Source organism: Pseudomonas sp. 05N432, from assembly GCF_056396945.1.
Genome location: NZ_JBFTMM010000007.1, coordinates 20,816 through 37,768, shown reverse-complemented (window position 1 = coordinate 37,768; position 16,953 = coordinate 20,816). Strand labels below are relative to the sequence as shown.

The 16,953-nt window shown below is 52.2% G+C and carries 18 protein-coding genes and 1 pseudogene; 9 read left to right on the top strand and 10 right to left on the bottom strand.

Going from position 1 to position 16,953, the window contains the following annotated elements; translation table 11 throughout:
• Positions 1 to 131 precede the first annotated feature (131 nt).
• Positions 132 to 1,211, bottom strand: a complete 1,080-nt coding sequence (locus tag AC1DHT_RS09255) for an SDR family oxidoreductase (RefSeq protein WP_427542818.1) — start codon at positions 1,209 to 1,211, stop codon at positions 132 to 134.
• 74 nt (positions 1,212 to 1,285) lie between these two features.
• Between AC1DHT_RS09255 and AC1DHT_RS09250 the strand changes: the two genes are divergently transcribed.
• Complete coding sequence (locus AC1DHT_RS09250; RefSeq protein ID WP_103315998.1) at positions 1,286 to 1,675, top strand: MerR family transcriptional regulator; 390 nt, start codon at positions 1,286 to 1,288, stop codon at positions 1,673 to 1,675.
• A 144-nt stretch (positions 1,676 to 1,819) separates the two neighbouring features.
• Here AC1DHT_RS09250 and AC1DHT_RS09245 read toward each other — a convergent pair whose 3' ends face one another.
• Positions 1,820 to 2,761 (bottom strand): LysR family transcriptional regulator, encoded by a 942-nt coding sequence (locus tag AC1DHT_RS09245; protein WP_427542822.1) that lies wholly within the window; start codon positions 2,759 to 2,761, stop codon positions 1,820 to 1,822.
• A 98-nt stretch (positions 2,762 to 2,859) separates the two neighbouring features.
• Between AC1DHT_RS09245 and AC1DHT_RS09240 the strand changes: the two genes are divergently transcribed.
• Together AC1DHT_RS09240 and AC1DHT_RS09235 are read left to right on the top strand one after the other, a co-directional pair.
• On the top strand, positions 2,860 to 4,068 hold the full coding sequence (locus AC1DHT_RS09240) for an MFS transporter (protein WP_427542825.1): 1,209 nt from the start codon (positions 2,860 to 2,862) through the stop codon (positions 4,066 to 4,068).
• A gap of 44 nt (positions 4,069 to 4,112) precedes the next feature.
• Complete coding sequence (locus AC1DHT_RS09235) at positions 4,113 to 4,580, top strand: hypothetical protein (RefSeq protein ID WP_427542828.1); 468 nt, start codon at positions 4,113 to 4,115, stop codon at positions 4,578 to 4,580.
• Positions 4,581 to 4,805: 225 nt separating this feature from the next.
• Here the strand turns inward: AC1DHT_RS09235 and AC1DHT_RS09230 are convergent, their stop codons facing one another.
• Together AC1DHT_RS09230 and AC1DHT_RS09225 are read right to left on the bottom strand one after the other, a co-directional pair.
• Positions 4,806 to 5,477, bottom strand: a complete 672-nt coding sequence (locus AC1DHT_RS09230) for a tetratricopeptide repeat protein (protein WP_477761337.1) — start codon at positions 5,475 to 5,477, stop codon at positions 4,806 to 4,808.
• Between the two features lie 466 nt (positions 5,478 to 5,943).
• Positions 5,944 to 6,456 carry a hypothetical protein gene (locus AC1DHT_RS09225; RefSeq protein ID WP_427542834.1) on the bottom strand — a complete coding sequence of 171 codons (513 nt, stop codon included), beginning with the start codon at positions 6,454 to 6,456 and terminating at the stop codon, positions 5,944 to 5,946.
• A gap of 266 nt (positions 6,457 to 6,722) precedes the next feature.
• Here AC1DHT_RS09225 and AC1DHT_RS09220 point away from each other — a divergent pair, with 266 nt between their 5' ends.
• Positions 6,723 to 7,403: an EcsC family protein gene (locus AC1DHT_RS09220; RefSeq protein WP_427542837.1), complete on the top strand. Its 681-nt coding sequence runs from the start codon at positions 6,723 to 6,725 to the stop codon at positions 7,401 to 7,403.
• A 124-nt stretch (positions 7,404 to 7,527) separates the two neighbouring features.
• Complete coding sequence (locus tag AC1DHT_RS09215) at positions 7,528 to 8,127, top strand: hypothetical protein (RefSeq protein WP_477761336.1); 600 nt, start codon at positions 7,528 to 7,530, stop codon at positions 8,125 to 8,127.
• Between the two features lie 115 nt (positions 8,128 to 8,242).
• Here AC1DHT_RS09215 and AC1DHT_RS09210 read toward each other — a convergent pair whose 3' ends face one another.
• Positions 8,243 to 8,731, bottom strand: a complete 489-nt coding sequence (locus AC1DHT_RS09210) for a hypothetical protein (protein WP_427542843.1) — start codon at positions 8,729 to 8,731, stop codon at positions 8,243 to 8,245.
• 254 nt (positions 8,732 to 8,985) lie between these two features.
• Between AC1DHT_RS09210 and AC1DHT_RS09205 the strand changes: the two genes are divergently transcribed.
• On the top strand, positions 8,986 to 9,663 hold the full coding sequence (locus tag AC1DHT_RS09205; RefSeq protein ID WP_427542846.1) for a hypothetical protein: 678 nt from the start codon (positions 8,986 to 8,988) through the stop codon (positions 9,661 to 9,663).
• A 121-nt stretch (positions 9,664 to 9,784) separates the two neighbouring features.
• Here AC1DHT_RS09205 and AC1DHT_RS09200 read toward each other — a convergent pair whose 3' ends face one another.
• A complete protein-coding gene (locus AC1DHT_RS09200; RefSeq protein ID WP_427542849.1) occupies positions 9,785 to 10,144 on the bottom strand; it encodes a hypothetical protein in 360 nt (119 codons plus the stop codon).
• A gap of 1,739 nt (positions 10,145 to 11,883) precedes the next feature.
• Between AC1DHT_RS09200 and AC1DHT_RS09195 the strand changes: the two genes are divergently transcribed.
• Positions 11,884 to 12,447, top strand: coding sequence for a hypothetical protein (locus AC1DHT_RS09195; RefSeq protein ID WP_427542855.1), 564 nt, complete (start codon positions 11,884 to 11,886; stop codon positions 12,445 to 12,447).
• A 117-nt stretch (positions 12,448 to 12,564) separates the two neighbouring features.
• Here the strand turns inward: AC1DHT_RS09195 and AC1DHT_RS09190 are convergent.
• The 4 genes and pseudogenes from AC1DHT_RS09190 to AC1DHT_RS09175 all read right to left on the bottom strand — a co-directional run.
• Positions 12,565 to 12,759, bottom strand: a pseudogene (locus AC1DHT_RS09190) (integrase core domain-containing protein); the annotation flags it as partial.
• A gap of 64 nt (positions 12,760 to 12,823) precedes the next feature.
• Positions 12,824 to 13,438 carry a DUF3630 family protein gene (locus tag AC1DHT_RS09185; protein ID WP_427542858.1) on the bottom strand — a complete coding sequence of 205 codons (615 nt, stop codon included), beginning with the start codon at positions 13,436 to 13,438 and terminating at the stop codon, positions 12,824 to 12,826.
• 56 nt (positions 13,439 to 13,494) lie between these two features.
• Positions 13,495 to 13,932 carry a T6SS immunity protein Tdi1 domain-containing protein gene (locus AC1DHT_RS09180; protein ID WP_427542861.1) on the bottom strand — a complete coding sequence of 146 codons (438 nt, stop codon included), beginning with the start codon at positions 13,930 to 13,932 and terminating at the stop codon, positions 13,495 to 13,497.
• Between the two features lie 347 nt (positions 13,933 to 14,279).
• Positions 14,280 to 14,552: a hypothetical protein gene (locus AC1DHT_RS09175; RefSeq protein WP_024264653.1), complete on the bottom strand. Its 273-nt coding sequence runs from the start codon at positions 14,550 to 14,552 to the stop codon at positions 14,280 to 14,282.
• Positions 14,553 to 15,087: 535 nt separating this feature from the next.
• On the opposite strand from AC1DHT_RS09175, the gene kdpF reads away from it, so the two are divergent.
• Complete coding sequence (gene kdpF, locus AC1DHT_RS09170; protein WP_103316005.1) at positions 15,088 to 15,180, top strand: K(+)-transporting ATPase subunit F; 93 nt, start codon at positions 15,088 to 15,090, stop codon at positions 15,178 to 15,180.
• Positions 15,177 to 16,949 carry a potassium-transporting ATPase subunit KdpA gene (kdpA, locus tag AC1DHT_RS09165; protein WP_427542866.1) on the top strand — a complete coding sequence of 591 codons (1,773 nt, stop codon included), beginning with the start codon at positions 15,177 to 15,179 and terminating at the stop codon, positions 16,947 to 16,949. Before kdpF ends, kdpA begins: the two co-directional genes overlap by 4 nt.
• Positions 16,950 to 16,953 lie beyond the last annotated feature (4 nt).

The window sequence follows — 16,953 nt, the reverse complement described above, 5'->3', positions numbered from 1 at the left end:
AGAATGCCGCCCTATATCGACGGCGCAAAGTTGGAGGATACGAGATCCCACCAACCCCAGTATTTATGGTGGCATAAGCTGGATCGCCCAGTAGGACGCCATTCGCCTTCTTGTCACCGCCAAGGGAGAAGTCAGAGGGCCTGGCCCTTGGCTATGCAATATGAGTTGACGAACGTTGCAGTGTGCTGCAAAGACTGACGTATATCCGGTTTGGCTATTCCATGCCTGTTGGCAAATTGCTCGACCGCCGCTGTATCAAAACGAGTGGTCTGGATAAAGTCCAAGGCTTCGGGTTTTGTATTCAAAAACCACGCGACGGGAGGAATACTCAGTAGCAACTTCAGCAATCGAAGTGAAATGTAATGCTTGGGAGACTTTAAGCCCAAAGGTTGTGCCACCTGTGCCAGGAGTTCTCGCAAGTTGGGAGTTTGCTCATCAAGCGCCAGCAGTTCCTGGCCCACCATGGCAGGATCAAAAGCACAAACCGCCACTATCTCAACCAGGTAATCCACGGTGACCAGTGGCAGCCAGTGCTCGGCGGTACCGGGCACTGCAGTCAGCTTTCCCTGCACAAGGTTGCGTATCAGCTCCACCAGCGGCTGACCATCAAGGATATGCCCCGTGCGGCTGTGGCCACAGACCGTCGCAGGATGGACAACGGTAATCTCCCCGCCCTTGGCGGACATGACCTCCAGGGTCGCAAAATGCGCCTCCAGCTTGCTCCCCTCGTAACCACCGACCTGTCGGTATACGGCAGGCCAATTCGTCAACTCCGGATAACGAGGATCAATTCCGATGCGTTGCAGATGTTCATGATTTTTCAGCATGTAGCCGCCGATCATCACTAAACGGCTTTTTTGCTCAGCCGCCAACAGCGCCACACGCTTTGCCCCTTCCACATTCACCGCACGAGAATGCTCCACTGAAAGCCCCCATGCGAAGTGGGCGCCCAGGTGGAATATGACTCTGGCGTGCTTTAGCACTTCTCGGTCAGCAAGACTCAGCCCGAGGTTGTCCCGTTCCAGATCGCCAGCTACGGCAAATACCCGGGTTGCGCACCCGCCCAAATTATCGACTTGCTCGCGCAGTGCAGCTAGTCGCTCTGGGCGACGCATCAACACCCGAATGGTGTGACCTTTTGCACTCAGGTACGCCACCAAATGTTGACCGACGAAGCCGGTACCCCCTGTGACAAAGCACTCCACGCTCATTTCCCTGTTCCTTGTTCAAGGTGAGAAATCAAGCGTAAACTATCGACCCAACTCTATAGTCAAGCGGTGTTTTCATGAAAATCGGCGAACTCGAGGCCCGCAGCGGCGCCAGCCGCCATACGCTGCGTTACTACGAGCAAATCGGCCTGATCTCATCGCTGCGGCAAACTAACAACTATCGCGTTTACACAGCGCAAACTCTGCAGGATCTGGACTTTATCCAACGCGCGCAAAGCATGGGGTTTTCCCTGGGGGAAATAGGCGAGATTCTGGATGCGCAGCGCAACAAGCTGATCGATTGTGCTGACGGCGCTAAGTTAATTGAAAAGAAGATGGCAGAAATCAAACAGAAAATCGCCAACTTCCAAAGCATTTATCGGTATCTGGATCAAGAGCGTGCAAACCTCGAAGCCAGTGCTGCCAGGCAACTTGAGCTTCAGCAGCTAAACAACGCTTCCAACTGAACGGTCAGCATCCGGGAAACGGAAGCCGCAGCCTGCTTCCAGCTTCAAGTCCATCGCTTACGCATTTTCTCAAACCTTGTGGCCAGGCCCTAGACAGTAAGCGTCCGCCCAAAAGACCTTGCGTGGTTAAACAGGCGCCATCTATTAGGCATCAGGTGCTTTAAGGTCGAACAACAGCTCATCGGTTGCGCGATCAAAATGGTCGGTCAGGAAATCCAGCAATACACGCACGCGGGGAATCCGGTAACGATTGCCGTGTAATACCGCGTAGACGCCGGCCTCTCGGACACAAAAGTCAGGTAACAGGACTTTCAGTCGTCCAGCACGGACATCGGCTGCCGCATCCCAAATGGTCTTGCGTGCGATGCCATGTCCAGCCAACGCCCATGCGCGCGCGAGGGCGCCGTCGTTGGTTTCCCATGCCTGGCTCATGGGAACGGTGTGGTTCCATTCCTGACCATCCACAACAAAGTGAAAGGTGTTCAATGGACCTGCAGAGGTCACCAGCACGATGAACTTGTGGCCAGGCAAGTCAGCAGGGGTTTGGGGTTCACCGTATCGCGCCAGATAATCAGGCGAAGCGCACAGTACTCGCCAGTTGGGCGCCAACTGCCTGGCGATCATCGAGCTGTCATGCGGCTGTCCAAACCGGATTGCCAGATCGACATCGTCCTGCATCAGATTTGACACCGAGTCCGACAACGTCAGCGCGATGCACAGTTCCGGGTGCAATGTACTGAATGTCTCAAGCCAGTCATTTAAAAGATTGCGGCCAAAATCGGCAGATGCGGATATCCGTACCTTGCCACGCACCTCTGTTTGACTGGCTTGAAGCCCCGCTTCCGCCTCATCGATAGCCCGCAATGCGACCCAGCATTGCTGCAAATAAAACCGACCTTCTTCCGTGAGGCGCAACTGACGCGTTGTGCGATCAAACAACTTGGTGCGCAGCGCCGCCTCAAGCTTGATAAGTCGCGCGCTGGCCGCGGCCGGCGACAGCGCCAGTTTGCGCCCTGCGGCAGACAAGCTGCCGAGTGCTGCCGCTTCGACAAACAAACGCATGTCGCCCAATCGGTCAGTAGCCATATTCAATTCAAATTTGATGATTCATCAAATGGTAGACCAATTATCAAATTCGAAGCAATTCATCACACTCACCTCTCCCATTCCTCTGAGCACAGGTCATGACTTCGCAATTTGAAAATGGCTCTTTCACGACATCGGGCAATACCGAATACCTCACTACCGGGCGTCTCCCATTGGCGGCCCTGTTGGCGCTGACAATGGGGAGCTTTATCGCCACCGCCAACGAAACGGTGCCAGCAGGACTTTTGCCGCAAATCGCCGAGGCATTTGGTGTGTCGCAAGCGTGGGCTGGTCAGATGGTGACCCTATGTGCACTGGGCTCAGGGTTAGCGGCTATTCCATTGACTCTCGCGTTGCAGGGCTGGCGTCGGCGCTTGGTGCTATTACTGGCTGTCGGGGTGTTTTGCGCCTGTAATGCGGTGACCGCCCTGTCCCCCTGGTTTTCATTGACGCTGGCTGCCCGCTTCATGGTGGGTATCGCAACCGGTCTGGCCTGGAGCCTGCTGGCCGGCTACGCCAGACGATTAGTCGCCCCACAGCAGCACGGTCGCGCGATGGCGCTGGCCATGCTCGGCATCCCTTTGGCACTTGCCCTAGGCGTACCGCTAAGTGCCTGGCTCGGTAAGCTGCTGGGATGGCGTTGTGTGTTCGGGACTCTCTCAGGACTCAGCCTTTTGCTGATGGCCTGGATATATCTGAAAGTGCCTGATTATCCCGGACAACGCTCCGATCGCCGCTTGCCGCTACGCAGGGTCCTGCAAACCCCAGGCGTGCGGCCCGTGCTGGCGGTGGTCATGCTCTGGATCCTGGCCCACTACACCCTCTATACCTATATTGCTGCGTTCCTGGCTTCTGTTGGATTGGCCGATCAGATAGATCGGGGCCTCCTTTCATTCGGTATTGCGGCCTTGTTCGGTCTATGGATGATCGGCACGCTGATTGATGGCAGGCTTCGGAGTCTGGTACTGCTCAGCCTGACAGCATTCATCCTGGTTTCGTTTGCCCTGGGCCTGGGTGACCTGCCCGTCAGTGCGATCTATATCGGCATCGTCCTGTGGGGGATGAGCTTCGGTGGTGCGCCAACCTTATTGCAAACCTCCTTGGCTGATGTTGCCGGCGACGGCGCTGATATTGCGCAATCAATGTTGGTGACCGTCTTCAATCTGGCGTTTGCTGGCAGTGGTGTGATCGGCGGCATTCTCCTGGAAACATGGGGGGCAGGTGCTATTCCCTGGGTAGCGCTGGCATTGTTGCTACCCGCGCTGTTGATTGTTTCGATAGCCAAGGGGCATGCTTTCGGGCGTTAACTACTGCCGAGGCGGTTTCTCTCTACCAACTGACGGATTGTTTCATGCATACCCGCATTCACGCTGCTTACCATCAAGCGGCTTTCTCCCGCAGCGCCTGCGCGTGCCTGACCATCGATGACGTGGCCATCGAGCAATGGCTGGCCTCTCACCTTAATGACCCAAATGTCGCCTTGCTCGGCCTTTCATTAATTTGGTTGCTGGATGAGGACGAAGACGTACTCGCGAAGCGTCGCTTCATTCCCGGCGAGGATGGTAGTTCCACGCTTGTACCGCTGCTGGTGTGCAGCGACGACATGGACTTCGACTGCACCGTGCTGATGGCCGAACAGGTTATTGAAGGCGACACCGTGCACTGGCGGCGTTTCGGCTGGAGCGTTTCCGGCGGACTGGAAGTGGGCATTTCCACCCGCTGGAACGCAGAAAGCCAACCAGTGAGCTTTGCCTTAGATGACTTCTGCGCGGCGCTGAAGGAGTTCGACAAATTGCTGAAAGAACAGGTGAGTCAATGACGGGCACGCCTCCTAAGCATCAGTTTTTCGAACCTGACGTTGCTGCAAAAGTGAAGCTTCGCAAGCTGCTGACTGCCGAAATGATTCTGTCAGCGCGGGTAAAGGTGACAGACTTATTTCTCTGTCACCAGCCTCGACAGCAGTGATAAATAAGTCCGTCCCCTTTTTCCGAACTGAACAACCGGCAGCACAACCCTCATATAAAAAGAATATGCACGCCAGAAATCAGCGACGTGATTGGTATTTCTCACAATACTGCCCCGCTATTTTTTGCGCTGCCGCCAGTTGGGATTTGGATAGTTTTTTAGCTACATGACTTCGATAATCTGCGGCTTTTGACTGGCCATTGGCAGCAGCAACAGAAAGCCAAACATACGCTTGGCTATTATCCTGAGCCACTCCGTTACCCTGGGAGTAGCGGACTCCGAGGTTGTTCTGGGCGGCTGCATCACCCTGCTCAGCGGCCTTGTGGAACCAGAAAGTTGCCTGCTGATCATCCTGCGCAACCCCTCGACCGGTGGCATAGCAGGCTCCGAGGTTGAACTGGCCGGTGGCATCACCCTGTTCGGCAGCCTTGCGGAACCAGAAAACCGCCTGCGGGTAGTCCTTCTCAACCCCCTGGCCGTTGATATAGCGGACGCCTAGGTTGTTCTGTGCTGCGGCCTTACCCTGCTCAGCGGCCTTACGGAACCAGGAAACCGCCTGCTGGACGTCCTGCTCAACTCCTCGGCCCTGCTCGTAGCAGAATCCGAGGTGGGTCTGGGCATCGGCATTACCCTGCTCGGCGGCCTTTCGGAACCAGTAGACCGCTTGCCGGGTATCCTGCACGACACCTTGGCCGGCGGCATAACTGACACCGAGGTTGTTCTGGGCATCGGCATCGCCCTGTTCGGCCATTCTCTGAGTCGTGGTTAGATCCTGCGAGGCATACGTATAGCTAACTGACTGTAGTAAGCAAAACGTAAAAAAGAACAAGCGTGCACAGTGCATATAAGGGGGCTCTACGATTGACTGGTTCGCGCCCCTGCTCTTACTGGGTTCCCAAAGAGCTGAGCTAAATGGATAGAAGCGGATTACGCCTGAATGATAGCGTTCTGCGATTAATCTTATCTGATGCCTGGAGCCAAGGGTGAGTAGCCAAATCTAAAGTGGCAAGCATGTAAGTGTCGACGGCTCTGGCTGTAGCTTTAAAAAATAGGCAGCGCCATCCGTTTTTGGGTCGATTTCGGTCAGTCGCGACAGGCAGAAATCGGCCAAAAGCAGCCATTTGAATGAAAAGCGGACATATTTATTTTTCATCGCGTCGAGGCTGATGGCAGATAAATAAGTCTGCCCCCTTTTCATTTTTTAGATCCGCCACCGCTCAAGCAAGCGCCATCACCCGGTTTACCCGCTTCACCAACCGCCAGTGGACGATCCACAGCGGCAACGCCAAAGCTCCTCCCAGCAAACCAAGTTCGTTGGGCAGCAACGAAACAATCTGCGCGGTACACCACCCCAGTCCTGAGAACAGACCAAAACTTTTGAACGAGCCCAGCGCTTTGTTATGCCTGGCTTCACGCCGTAGCGATCGGGCCACGTGAACGACAATGAAAAAGTCTTCAATGAAGTTGTAAGGCAGCAGAAACATCAGCCATACACTTCGAGGCGACGCCACCCTGGATGGAGGTTTGACCAAGGTCAGCGAGCGCTGAAGGTCGCGGCAATAAAAGAATACGGCGATCAGGAACACCAGCGTCAATATCGACGCCCCGATGCTGCCCAATGCCTCCAGTTCGCTGAAGATTCCCCCGGCCACCGAAGGATTTACCCAGGGCCACGCCAACGCCCAGGCCACGGGGATGGTCAGCAGAATCTTGAAGACGACGAGCAACATCGGCGAACCCTGCAATCAATGACAGTCGCCATTATGCCGCAGCGGATTTTGCCTTGAATGCGGTCACGGGTCGCAGGCGAGCCCCTGTTAGGTTGGAAGGCTTCCCGGTCCGCACCCACGAAACTATTCCTTTGGCAAATCCTCGATTACCTAGCGACGCGAGGCCGTGAAGGTGATGTTGTTTTGATATCAATTATGTCACTCTCGGAGTCAGCGCTCGGTCGCGAAAAGGTTATTGATAAACAATTCTCCGAACGGAATCTGGTATGACCACAGTAAAAGAAGAAAGCAGCTCTTCATTGATGAAGATGGTGGAGGCCATCGCCATTAGCCCGCAGGATGCCCGTGAACTGGTTGCCCAGTACGAAGACCAGGCACGCAGCTCGGCGCCGTCCGCGACGGAAGAAAAGATTCAGGACGCAGTCGTCGAAAAAATCATCAGCCGCTATTCAAAGTTAGCCGCGACGTCTGGCGCCGCCACTGCTTTGCCGGGGGTCATTCCCGGTATCGGCACTGCGGTGAGCGCTGTGGGCGGCGGGTTGGCGGATATCTCGGTCTGCATGAAGCTGCAGATCGACATGACCATGTGCTTGGCGGTAGCCATTAACGGCAAGATGTCCAACGAAGATGCCAAGCACATGTCGTACATCATCGCTCTATACGGCTCCCTGGAGCAGATGGGGTCTACCGGCGCTACCAGAATCGCCAGCAAGGCCGGCGTGCGCATGGTTCACCAATACTTGAAGGGCCCGACGCTTCAGCTCATCAAGGAACTGTTCGCGAAAATCGGTATTTCGTTCACTCAGAAAGCCGCGGCGAAAGTGATCCCGTTCGGGATTGGGGTCATCATCGGCGGAACGGCAAATTACGCGCTCACCACCTACGTAGGAAAAACCGCTCGCGACACTTTCCGTCTGAATCTGAAGGAAGAGGCGACCACGGAGTAATTGTCATCGGGAACAGGGCTGCACAAGCGGCTCATGGTGAGAAAGGGGGACGGATTGATTCTTCCGGAAATAAATCTGCCCCCTATTTTCCTCTGTTGAATGCATAAAACAAAAGGAACAGAAAGTGCAAAGAAGTGAATTTAAAAACCCTCACGTCCTGTGGCACTTTGATAGAGTGAGAGAGGCAACAAACAATTTAATGTTCATGTCTGCCACAAACACCGAACGTTCGGATAGAGAAATGAAAATTAACGAGTCGACCAGAATTTCCATGGGTTGGCCGTCGCACGTCAAGAGCATGTATGATTACAGAATGATGTTCGGCGAGGTATATGAGCGATTATTTCAGTTTTGTGTTATTTCTCTGTGCTCTGATGCCGAGGTGTTTTTTAAAGAGACCTTCGATAAACATGGTTATGCCAAAGGCAAAGGGAACGGTTTTTTCCAAAGACTGGATGATGTTATAAATAAGTTAGAAATCGCCGGATTCGATTTTYCCCCTATCCAAAGCTCTATAGAAAAAATACGCCTTGCCTTCCAGATTCGCCATATAGGAATTCATAATATGGGAGTTGTGGACGACGATTTCGCTAGTAAAACAGGGGTGGGTTCAGTCGGAAGCGTGTACCCGATAGATCAAAATAGCTATCGAGAAATGTTTGATGCTTATACGGTCCTTCTAAAGCACTTAGATAGCAAACTTCCAAGCACACCCGTACAATGAAAAGAAATTAAACATTAACCTGAATTGGAAAATAAAATTTCATGCAATAAAAGGGGGCAGATTTATTTATCTACCATCAGCCTCGATGCAATGACAAATAAATCTGTCCCATTTTTCAGCTAAACAGAGCTTTAACTTTGCCATACAAATCATATAGGTGTAGCGCCGACATATCCAAAATAGGTTCATACATAAACGAATTTAGATGAATATTTTCAGGCGTCATGAGATTAACCTGAGATAGCACCATTATCTGGTCGCTTGCGCCAGGAAACATCAAAGAAAACTTACTATATAACTCAAAGGTCTGATTACTACTGATACCATTGACAAATTCAGAATCATTAATCTTAGCAATCATAAACTCTTCAGCCCTGAGCCGAATTGCGATTGATAAAATTACCTTGGATTCCAACTCAACATCATCATCAGCCTTAACGGCCAAAGCTTCTGCCTCATCGTAAATAAGCCGCATTGCAGATGTCGTCGGATTTGGAAGTGATAGATTGGCCTGATCCAGCAGCGTAGCTTTGAATGACGCTTCTAAATCTCCGATGGTAAGCTTCGCGCTATCGGCCTTGACATGCAACAACGACGTAAGCATGAGATAGTGCGGACTCGTAACACCATGACTGAAAAGGGGACAGACTTATTTATCTATCACCAACCTCGACAGCATGTGAAAAATAAATCTGTCCCCTTTTTCCAGGCAGAAATTGGCCAATAACTGTCTTTTTCTCACTCCAGCTTGATCAGTAGGCTGGCGATTCGCCACCACTTCTGGCAGCCTTGCTTCGATTCGTATTGGAAGCGGCTTGCAGAGTGCCGACTGCTCTCACAACAACATAGGACGTGACGATGAAAAAGCTTTTATTACTTGTCCCACTTTTTCTGGTGGCCTGCGGCGAAAGCGAAACTGTTTCGGTAATTAAAAATCAGGTTATCAATCAGCTAGATCCAACAAGGACGCTGGGCAATGCGCTTGAAAAACGTGACAGATGTTCGTCTTATAAATGGGATGAAGGCACTGACGCAGCTGGAAGAAATGTTGTTACCTACACTTGCTACATGCGACCTGAGGGGTCAAATTCAATTTTGCAAAGCAGCTTCGATCAAATGATAAGCGGTACTAAGTCGTCAATTTCCACTTACGAGCAACAAATTCAGATGCTCGCTAAATCTTCGCCCTGTATCAGTGATGATGAATACAGTATTCGAGCCTGCGAGAATATGAAGAATGGAAAGTTGCACGCAATAGCGGTTAGTGAGGATGGGATTAAACGGTTCGAAGCTTTCAAGAAAAATGAAATTGATGAGGTCACTCAGATAATTTCTTGGAGCGTTATAAAAAATACACCACCTTCAGCGGTAATGCTTTCCGCGAAATATGTGGTCAAGATGGATGACGGCACTATGCACGAAATTGCTCAAGGCCGCGAAACGCTCTCGGATGTGTATGTCAATAACGAAAATTTTAACCCGGTAAAAAATTTAGCGAGACAACTTGCTCCTCCAACCTGCCTAAACTGCGGATAGATTGCCGATTGTTGCCTGTCGCTATGGGCGGCAATCGACCCGGAGGTGTCAGCAACCAGCGTCAGTACGGAAGCCGGGGCTCGCGCCCTATTCTCCACTGAGAGCCATCGCGTTCTTCCGGCTACCACACCAAGATGGGAAATATATCGCGCCGTGTACTCACGACATAAGACTCCAATCCATTTTTCTCAGGAAAGATTTTCAAGATCATTTTCGTACTGAAAGTGATGGTGAAAACCCCAAAACTATCAATTGAAAAACCTTCTACATCGAGGTTTAGAAAGTCGAAAAGTAAAGGGCTGGTAGCAGCGTCTTCACCATGCCCCCACCTGCATACCCTATTGATATCACAAACGAATGGGCACTGAATTAACACGCTAGCCATATCACCAAAAAGCAGGATCTGCGAACCGATCCCGACAGTTACACCTGTTAGCGCGGAAGGAATCATTTCGGCCAAATCTGAATCACTTATCATCATGCCGTGCTCTTTTCATACAGATGGTTATTGAAGAATCATAGGCCTGAATCGGCTCTCATTTGGTAGGCCGATCATATCTCCATTTGTTAGGGCGGCCACCCAGGCTGACCGTCCGATTCTGGCGGAAGCGGCTCGGGCGAACGTCTGCTTCTGGCCGATAGCAGTCATCGGTGAATCCACTGCGTTCTAAAAGGGGACAGACTTATTTATCTGCCAGCTTCGACGCAATGAAAAATAAATCTGTCCCCATTTTCCCATGTCCCCATTTTCCCAGCAAGGGTTGAGGTGCGGAGGAATGGGCACCCGAAGAAGGTTAAGTGAGTACCATTCAAATCTGCCCCCCTTTTCTTTGTAGAAACTCGTACAGACCTGTTATATATGACAGTTGCACAATCTGTTGCATGCGCCTTTACTCCTAATCACGTCTTCGCGTTTCAGGCAGTAATGCGAAGGTTTCACGGTGAAACCTTCCAGGGATGGAATAAACTTGAATACCAAGTTAATCTGCGACCGGAGGAAATTTCACACTCAAGGCAGTCAGTAGCCGTGCCCGCACGGCCTGCACTCTGCCGGTTCTTATTAGTTAATTTCTATTGAGGTGTGACATGAGCGACTATTCTTTCCGCGCAACGCTCTCCATCGCTGGCGAAGGTGGTGTATGTTTTCAGTATGCTAAAAAAATATCAGAAACGAGTGGAGATATTTGGGGTGGGGGGGGGATCATACGAGACGTTTAATTTTGTCTTTGGCCAGTACCTGTGCGTAAACTCTTGCCAAGGCCATGAAGTCGCGACATTTAACTTTAAGTCCATAGGCGAAGGAAAATACACCATCACCTTGGAAAATGATAACTCTAAAAATGGATACATCCTAGACACAACTAACAATAACTGGCTATATGCTTATCACCCATCGAAAAGTAATGGAACACACTTCGCCTTCCACTCCGAACGCAGTGCCGAGCGGCTAAGCACAGAAGAAATTCTTGGAAGGTCCGGGCTGAAGATATCGTGTGGATATGGTGAGATACTTCTGCACGATAAAGTCAACATCAAAACCGGCTCATACAATTATTCGGCGGCATACCTATGCACAGGCAGTAGCAATGGGGGCAAGGTTGGACATAACTTTAGTGTGCACCCTTGTTAAATAAAAAAGCGACAATAGAAATATAGAGCCACTCGCAGTAATTTCAGGACTATTGTGGTGGCTCTCGCTTATTAAACCTTCAACGCGCGACAAGTTCCCCCCTCAGAAAAATGATCAAAAATGTGAATCTGTTATTAACTAAGTCGGCTTTTTGGTTGCCGCAGGCTCAAAGACCTTTTCGCTGGCAAACCGGCGCTACAAAATCTGGAAAAAAGGGTCGCAGCCTGCCTAGGAGACGGCCCCGGAAACTCAAAATCTGTTCGCGCTGATCAACAACCCTGAAGCCGATGATTGGCAAAATTAGTCATCCAATATCGGGGAGTTCATACCGCATTGCCATCAACTCATACAGACCTGTTATATGTAGCAGTTGCACAATCTTTTGTATGCGTTTTTACTCCTATTCACGCCTTCGCGTGTCAGGCCGTAATACGAAGGTTCCACGGTGAAATTTTCCAGGGATGGAATAAACTTGAATACCAAGTTAATCCGCGTTTGTCGGAAGAGATTTCACCTCAAAGCAGCCAATAGCCTTTCCAGCACGGCCTGAGCCTGTCGGCTTTTATTACTTATTTCTGTTGAGGTGCAACATGAGCGACTATTCTTTCCGCGCAACTCTCTCCATTTCTGGCGAAGGTGATGTATGTTTTCAGTATGCAAAACAAGTATCGGAATGGAAGGAGGTTAATAATGGTCAAAAAGGGGATACCTACAGAGTGGGGGGGTCATACGAGACGTTTAATTTTGTCTTTGGCCAGTACCTGTGCGTAAACTCCTGCCAAGGCCATAAGGTCGCGATATTTAACTTTAAGTCCATAGGCGAAGGAAAATACACTATCACCTGGGATGATGACGACTATAAAAAAGGATACATTCTAGATATTACTAATAATAATTGGCTATACGCTTATCATCCATCAGAAAGTAACGGAACACACTTCGCCTTCCACTCTGAACGAAGTGCTGAACGGTTAAGTACTGCAGAAATTCTTGGAAGGTCCGGACTGAAAATATCGTGCGGATATGGCGAAGTACTTTTGCACGACAAAGTCAACATCAAAACCGGCTCATACAATTATTCGGCGGCATACCTATGCACAGGTAGTAGCAATGGGGGCAAGGTTGGACATAACTTTAGTGTGCACCCTTGTTAAATAAACAGGCGACAACAGAAAATACAGGGCCACTCGCAGTCATTTCAGGACTGTCATGGTGGCTCTCGCTTATTACATCTTGTCTAGTCCTGAAATAGGTTTACACCTGTTTCAGCCTCAAAACGCCCGATGCACCGCATCGGGCGTTTTGTATTTCAGCGATAGATGAGGCCGCTCGTTGTTATAGATCTGCACCGACTCGTCCACCATCCGGATGGCCTCTGCAAAATTTTTGGGGCGATGCAGCAATAACTCGTTTTTCAAAATCCCGTTCACACGCTCAGCCAACGCGTTTTGGTAGCAGTCGTAGCCATAAAGTGAAAAGGGGACAAAGTAAAATGAAAAGGGGGACAGATTTATTTATCTGCCATCTGCCTCAGGGCCTTAAAGGATAGCTAAGCGTTTTTGCAATCCGGTTCAGGGTGGTCCTGCATTCCGGTGAAATGTTTAGTGGCGGTTCGTTGATCATGTACAGCAGATGTTCAAACGCAATTCCGGCTTCATTGTGCTCCAAGTAGTCCAAGACGATAGAGGCACCCTGTTCCAATCCGGCTTGAGCCAGAGGGTGGTTCGCATCGATGGTGCCGGCGTTTGTATAAGCCATGAGCATTAGCTGTGAGACTTCGTCCAGCACGTCGTAAAACCAAGTTTCCAGCTCAGTTAACGCACGGCTGGTTTGACGTCGATGCTCAACAAGATATGCCCTCAGTGACTGACGCACTGCAGTTTGTAGTCTATCTGGGGTCATCAGGTCTTGATCTGGAGGCGGTAGGAGGACGCTGATGCCCAGAAAGTGTTCGAGATGAAGCGTGATGACCCGCCCCTCTACGGCCAAGTCCCAGTAACGCTGATCGATTCCGTCAACTTTCTCAATCCATGTCCCCCTGAGCTCTTGCTCAAGAGCGCGAGCGACGTTTTCGAAAAGCTGCCAGTCAGAGGACTCGGAAATTTTTATTTCTGTGGGGCGAATGGGTGGTTGGTCATTTTGCATTTCGAATGATGTTTCTGGTCCGTAGGATGGGAAATTCGGAGTCCACGTTCGACTCGCTACACTGTGAGGTTGAGACGGATTTGTGCACCGTCGGGCAAGTCGTCGATTTCCTTGGCGAGGTGGCCTGAAACTGCCACCAGCTCGTGTAGTGAGATCGTTGCCAGATTGCCCCCTTCATACTCCCCACCCAACACGGCAGGTAGTTTTAGGCAGTACTTGTACCCAGGACGAAGCAGGCCGAGCCGATCCCTTGCCTGTTCGACTAATGCTTCCATGTGCCAATCATGCAAAAAGTCTTGGCTCTGAGAGAGCACATCAAGCTCTGCGTGATCATTCGCGACACGATTGCAATAAAGATCTTCAGGGCACAGACGCCAATAGCAACCCGCTACGTCTTTGATGAGGAGGTTGCCGAAGTCGTTATCACCAACAACCTGTGAAGGTTTGATACCGGCCCAGCCCCACGCTTTTTCAATCTCTTCAATCAGCCCCATTTCGCGTAAATGCCGTCACGTTTCAGATACCACATTAATTACCCCTTTTGTTCCATAACATCCAGGGTGAGTTAAGCCTCTTTTGAATGGCCAATTCTGGCTGATAGCAGTCTTCGGTGAATGCCCGATTTGAGCCGCCTGTTGCCGTTGGTGATGGGCGCCCTTTTTCGTACAAGGACATAGTAAACCGCAGACTTTCGGTACACACAGAATAGCCAAGATCGCAGCCCACGCCAGGCTCCCACGCCGAGCAGTCAAGTCCATACGTAAATCCGGATCTGCCGCAGGCCGCAATCTTTCAAACGCTTAACAGACAGGCATCACACCTTCAAACCGCCCGCCTTCACTCACTTCCCCGCCTCCTCCCGCAAACGTCTACCAATCACATCCATCAAATCGCACCCATCGCGCAACGGAATGGCCAGCAGTTTGGCGAAGTCGGCGAGCACCACCGTGTCGCTCTCGATATCAGCACGAAAGGCGATATTTTCCAGCACCTGAGTAACCGTGCGGATGCGGTAGTCAGCCGTGGCTTGCAGCACGTCGAGTGGGGCTTGGGTGTCGATGAGCAGGGAGGCCGGGATCAGGTCGATTCCGGTGAGGGGCATGTATCGATTCATTTTGAAGATCTCTGTTTGATTGGCTCGAGGCCGTCACACAGTCGTCGCCAAACGAATGGGTGGCAGCTGTGCGCAGGTTGGCGAACCGGCACAGAGAGACCGGCAGACCCGAAGGTCTCCCGCGCACAGCCGCCATGAAAGCGGCTTTGCGGGTGCGTTGGCTCCTGCAATAAAGCGGATAGCCTTCGCATTCTCTGTGATCAAGTCGCCAAACCTGAATCGCCATGTGGGCGACGGGGCGAACTATAAGCCTCACCCCATCAAGGGGCAAGGTGACGGATTCTTGCGTTTATGTAAGACCCGTATTGATACGACCCTGAACCTTTAAACGCCTCGTCGTGCTCGACCAGCATCTTTATCAAATCTTTATTTCCCCGCCCCTAATCCTGTCAACAACTTTCCAAGCATCCATTTAGCCTTTCCTCATTCCCGGAGGAAACGCCATGGACTTCTTCTATCTGCTACTCGGTGCACTGTTTCTCATCATTTTGCTCGGTCTGACCTACGGCTGCGCGGCGCTCAACAGGAGGCGGTCATGACCGGTTTCTATCTTTTCGGCGGCATCATTGCGGCCGGTTTGCTGGTTTACCTCGTCGCCGCGCTGCTGTTTCCGGAGGACTTCCTGTGACTATTCAAGCCTGGGTTTTACTCGGAGCCTTTCTCCTGGCGCTGGGGCTTCTGGCCTGGCCACTGGGGCGTTGGCTGACCACGGTGATGGAGGGCCGATTTGCCTTCGGCTCGCGCATCGAGTCGCCGCTGTATCGTCTGGCGGGCGTCAACCCTGAAACGCAGATGGGGTGGCTCCAGTACGCGCTGGCATTGATTCTGTTCAACGTGTTGGGGGTGCTGGCGGTTTATGCCTTGCAACGGTTGCAAGGCGTGCTGCCGTTCAACCCGCAGGGGTTTGCGGCCGTCACTCCCGACTCCTCGTTCAACACTGCTTTCAGCTTTGTGACCAACACCAACTGGCAAGCCTACAGCGGCGAGTCGACGATGAGTTACCTGACGCAGATGCTCGCGCTGACGGTGCAGAACTTCCTGTCCGCCGCCACCGGCATTGTGGTGGCGGTGGCGCTGATCCGCGGGTTCGCACGCCACAGTGCGGACAGCATCGGCAACGCCTGGACTGACCTCACCCGCGTCACCTTGTGGGTGCTGCTGCCACTGTCGCTGATACTCGCGTTGTTCTTTGTCAGTCAGGGTGTGATTCAAAACCTTGACCCGTATAAAGACGTCTCGACACTGGAGGTCATGCAGTACCAGAACCCGGTGCTGAATGACGCCGGCCAGCCGACGCTCGATGCCCAGGGCAATCCGGTGACCAAGGCCGCCAGCACCGACAAGCAGACGATTGCCATGGGGCCGGTGGCCTCGCAAGAAGCGATCAAGATGCTCGGCACCAATGGCGGCGGTTTCTTCAACGCCAACTCGTCGCACCCTTACGAGAACCCGACCGCCATCACCAATTTCTTCCAGTTGCTCGCGATCTTCCTGATCCCGACCGCGCTGTGTTTCGTCTTCGGTCATGTCGTCGGTGACATACGCCAGGGCTGGGCGCTGCTGGCGACGATGACGATCATCTTCGTGATCGCGGTGGTGGCTGTCACCCATTACGAACAACTCGGCAATCCACAGTTTTCAGCGCTGGGCATTGATACGGCGGCGGGCAATATGGAGGGCAAGGAAGTGCGCTTCGGCATCAGCGCCTCCAGCCTGTTTGCGGCGGTGACCACAGCGGCTTCATGCGGTGCGGTCAATGCGATGCACGACTCGTTCACACCGTTGGGCGGTGCGGTGCCGCTGGTGCTGATGCAACTCGGTGAAGTGGTGTTCGGCGGCACCGGTTCCGGTCTGTACGGCATGCTGATATTCGCCATTCTCGCGGTGTTTATCGCTGGCCTGATGATCGGCCGCACGCCTGAATACCTGGGCAAGAAGATCGAAGCCTTCGAGATGAAAATGGTCGCCATTGCGATTCTGGTGACGCCGCTGCTGGTGCTGTTCGGGACCGCCATTGCGGTGATGGCCGAGGCCGGCAAGCTGGGGATCGCCAACCCTGGCGCCCATGGTTTCTCGGAGATCCTCTACGCCTTCACCTCGGCAGCCAACAACAATGGCAGCGCCTTCGCCGGTCTGTCGGCCAACACCCCGTTCTACAACATCATGCTGGCCATCGCCTTTTGGCTAGGCCGCTTCGGCGTGATCGTACCGGTGCTCGCCGTCGCCGGCAGCCTCGCCGCGAAAAAACGCCTGGCCGTCACCGGCGGCACGATGCCGACCCACGGGATGCTGTTCGTTGTACTGCTGATTGGCACGGTGTTGCTGGTCGGCTTGCTGAACTACGTACCGGCGCTCGCGCTGGGGCCCGTCGTCGAACACCTCATCATGATCAAGTGAGACC

Bases quoted from the DNA above. Each gene is read 5' to 3' on its own strand.
- AC1DHT_RS09210 (WP_427542843.1), bottom strand. From the start codon at position 8,731: ATGCTTACGTCGTTGTTGCATGTCAAGGCCGATAGCGCGAAGCTTACC.
- AC1DHT_RS09180 (WP_427542861.1), bottom strand. From the start codon at position 13,932: ATGGGGCTGATTGAAGAGATTGAAAAAGCGTGGGGCTGGGCCGGTATC.
- AC1DHT_RS09235 (WP_427542828.1), top strand. From the start codon at position 4,113: ATGCATACCCGCATTCACGCTGCTTACCATCAAGCGGCTTTCTCCCGC.
- AC1DHT_RS09220 (WP_427542837.1), top strand. From the start codon at position 6,723: ATGACCACAGTAAAAGAAGAAAGCAGCTCTTCATTGATGAAGATGGTG.
- AC1DHT_RS09195 (WP_427542855.1), top strand. From the start codon at position 11,884: ATGAGCGACTATTCTTTCCGCGCAACTCTCTCCATTTCTGGCGAAGGT.
- AC1DHT_RS09230 (WP_477761337.1), bottom strand. From the start codon at position 5,477: ATGGCCGAACAGGGCGATGCCGATGCCCAGAACAACCTCGGTGTCAGT.
- AC1DHT_RS09240 (WP_427542825.1), top strand. From the start codon at position 2,860: ATGACTTCGCAATTTGAAAATGGCTCTTTCACGACATCGGGCAATACC.
- AC1DHT_RS09185 (WP_427542858.1), bottom strand. From the start codon at position 13,438: ATGCAAAATGACCAACCACCCATTCGCCCCACAGAAATAAAAATTTCC.
- AC1DHT_RS09245 (WP_427542822.1), bottom strand. From the start codon at position 2,761: ATGGCTACTGACCGATTGGGCGACATGCGTTTGTTTGTCGAAGCGGCA.
- AC1DHT_RS09250 (WP_103315998.1), top strand. From the start codon at position 1,286: ATGAAAATCGGCGAACTCGAGGCCCGCAGCGGCGCCAGCCGCCATACG.
- AC1DHT_RS09205 (WP_427542846.1), top strand. From the start codon at position 8,986: ATGAAAAAGCTTTTATTACTTGTCCCACTTTTTCTGGTGGCCTGCGGC.
- AC1DHT_RS09225 (WP_427542834.1), bottom strand. From the start codon at position 6,456: ATGTTGCTCGTCGTCTTCAAGATTCTGCTGACCATCCCCGTGGCCTGG.
- AC1DHT_RS09175 (WP_024264653.1), bottom strand. From the start codon at position 14,552: ATGAATCGATACATGCCCCTCACCGGAATCGACCTGATCCCGGCCTCC.
- kdpF (WP_103316005.1), top strand. From the start codon at position 15,088: ATGACCGGTTTCTATCTTTTCGGCGGCATCATTGCGGCCGGTTTGCTG.
- AC1DHT_RS09200 (WP_427542849.1), bottom strand. From the start codon at position 10,144: ATGATGATAAGTGATTCAGATTTGGCCGAAATGATTCCTTCCGCGCTA.
- AC1DHT_RS09255 (WP_427542818.1), bottom strand. From the start codon at position 1,211: ATGAGCGTGGAGTGCTTTGTCACAGGGGGTACCGGCTTCGTCGGTCAA.